This window comes from Mycobacterium sp. (assembly GCF_049278535.1).
Classification (GTDB): domain Bacteria; phylum Actinomycetota; class Actinomycetes; order Mycobacteriales; family Mycobacteriaceae; genus Mycobacterium.
This window is the reverse complement of sequence record NZ_JBAPMI010000033.1, coordinates 1-1,681: the sequence shown is the minus strand read 5'-3', so window position 1 is coordinate 1,681 and position 1,681 is coordinate 1. Positions and strand designations below refer to the sequence as shown.

The window sequence follows — 1,681 nt, the reverse complement described above, 5'->3', positions numbered from 1 at the left end:
GATTGGTCTACCGTTAAAACTGTGGCAAGTGCGCAACCAAACCATCCAGGCGAAGTCGAATTGGACTTCGCCCGTGAGTGGGTCGAGTTCTACGACCCGGACAACTCCGAACACCTGATCGCCGCCGACCTGACCTGGTTGCTGTCCCGGTGGACGTGCGTGTTCGGCACCCCGGCATGCCAGGGGACGGTCGAAGAGCGTCCCGACGACGGGTGCTGCTCGCACGGCGCGTTCTTGTCCGACGACGACGACCGGGCTCGCCTCGACGACGCTGTGGCCAAGCTCACCGACGCCGACTGGCAGTTCCGCGAAAAGGGCTTGGGCCGCAAGGGTTACCTCGAACTCGACGAGCACGAGGGCGAAGAGCAGTTCCGCACCCGCAAATACAAGGGCGCGTGCATTTTCTTGAACCGGCCCGACTTCCACAATGGCCAGGGCTGCGCGCTGCACACCAAAGCCATCAAACTCGGGGTGCAACCCCTGACGATGAAACCCGACGTCTGCTGGCAGCTGCCGATCCGTCGCAGCCAGGAGTGGGTGACGCGGCCGGACGGCACCGAAATTCTCAAGACCACCGTCACCGAGTACGACCGTCGCGGCTGGGGCGCCGGCGGCGCCGACCTGCACTGGTACTGCACCGGCGATCCGGCCGCCCACGTTGGCGCCGAGCAGGTTTGGGTGAGCATGGGTCCCGAACTCACCGAGTTGCTCGGCGAAAAGGCCTACGCCGAACTCGCCGCAATGTGCAAGCGGCGCAGCGGGTTAGGCCTCATCGCGGTGCACCCGGCAACCCGGGCCGCCGAATAGCCAACCGCACCAGAAGGATTCGGCTGCCTGGCTCGGAGTGCGCAGCTACATTGCGCCCATGTTGACCGCGTAGGCCTGGGCCAGATCGTTGTCCATGCCGAAGAAGATGTGCATGCCGAGATGCGAGCCGGGCATCATGCCGTGGTAGTGCCAGCGAGTGATCGGACCGCCTGGAGTCGGCGGCGGCCCAGGGTAGGCGTTGTCGGCCAGAAACATGACTCCGACGAGCTTGAAGGAGCCGTCGGGCTGGTAGCCGTACATCATCTCCTCTGGCAGGTTGGGGTCCAGCAGCGTGTTGGGGTGATTCCGGTTCGCCACGTGCAGCATCATGCCCGGTCTCCTGCTGGCGATGGCCTGCATTGCACTGGCAAGCCCCGGGTTCTGCGCGGCGCGGGCCACCTGACCGATCAGGCCGTACCCGGCGGCCGCGGCCACGTCAGGGTCGTTGAACGCCGCAGTGCCGGCCTCGGTTCGACGCATCAGGTCGGTCGCAGCAGCGCGTTGCTCCGGGGTGGCGGCGGCCACGTCCGGCAGATTCGGCATCGTCCGCGCATCCTGGCCGTACTTATGCATCCACTCCGGATCGCCCCCGACGTCCTGCTTGAACGGCCACATCTTGGTCGTTGCGCGAACTCCGGGATTTCCAGATGGAGCCGGACTCATCATGCATCCGACGGCGGCGGTCATGAACACCACCGTGCCGATGACGACCGCGACGATACGTAGCCGTCTTCCCGCCGTGACTAGGGACGTGGCGCGGTTAGACACTGATCGAGGAGAACTTGCGTGGTACATAAACCCATTGTGCGCGCGCTGACCGGCAAGAACTTAGGAAACTGCCAAGGATTCTGCCGCAGCGTACTGATCCGCGTCG

General features: G+C 64.9%; 2 protein-coding genes. One reads left to right on the top strand and one right to left on the bottom strand.

Going from position 1 to position 1,681, the window contains the following annotated elements; all coding sequences use genetic code 11:
* Window positions 1-21 precede the first annotated feature (21 nt).
* Complete coding sequence (locus tag WAO18_RS01950) at window positions 22-807, top strand: hypothetical protein (RefSeq protein WP_422203426.1); 786 nt, start codon at window positions 22-24, stop codon at window positions 805-807.
* A gap of 45 nt (window positions 808-852) precedes the next feature.
* Here WAO18_RS01950 and WAO18_RS01945 read toward each other — a convergent pair whose 3' ends face one another.
* On the bottom strand, window positions 853-1,575 hold the full coding sequence (locus WAO18_RS01945; RefSeq protein WP_422203424.1) for a hypothetical protein: 723 nt from the start codon (window positions 1,573-1,575) through the stop codon (window positions 853-855).
* Window positions 1,576-1,681: the final 106 nt, after the last annotated feature.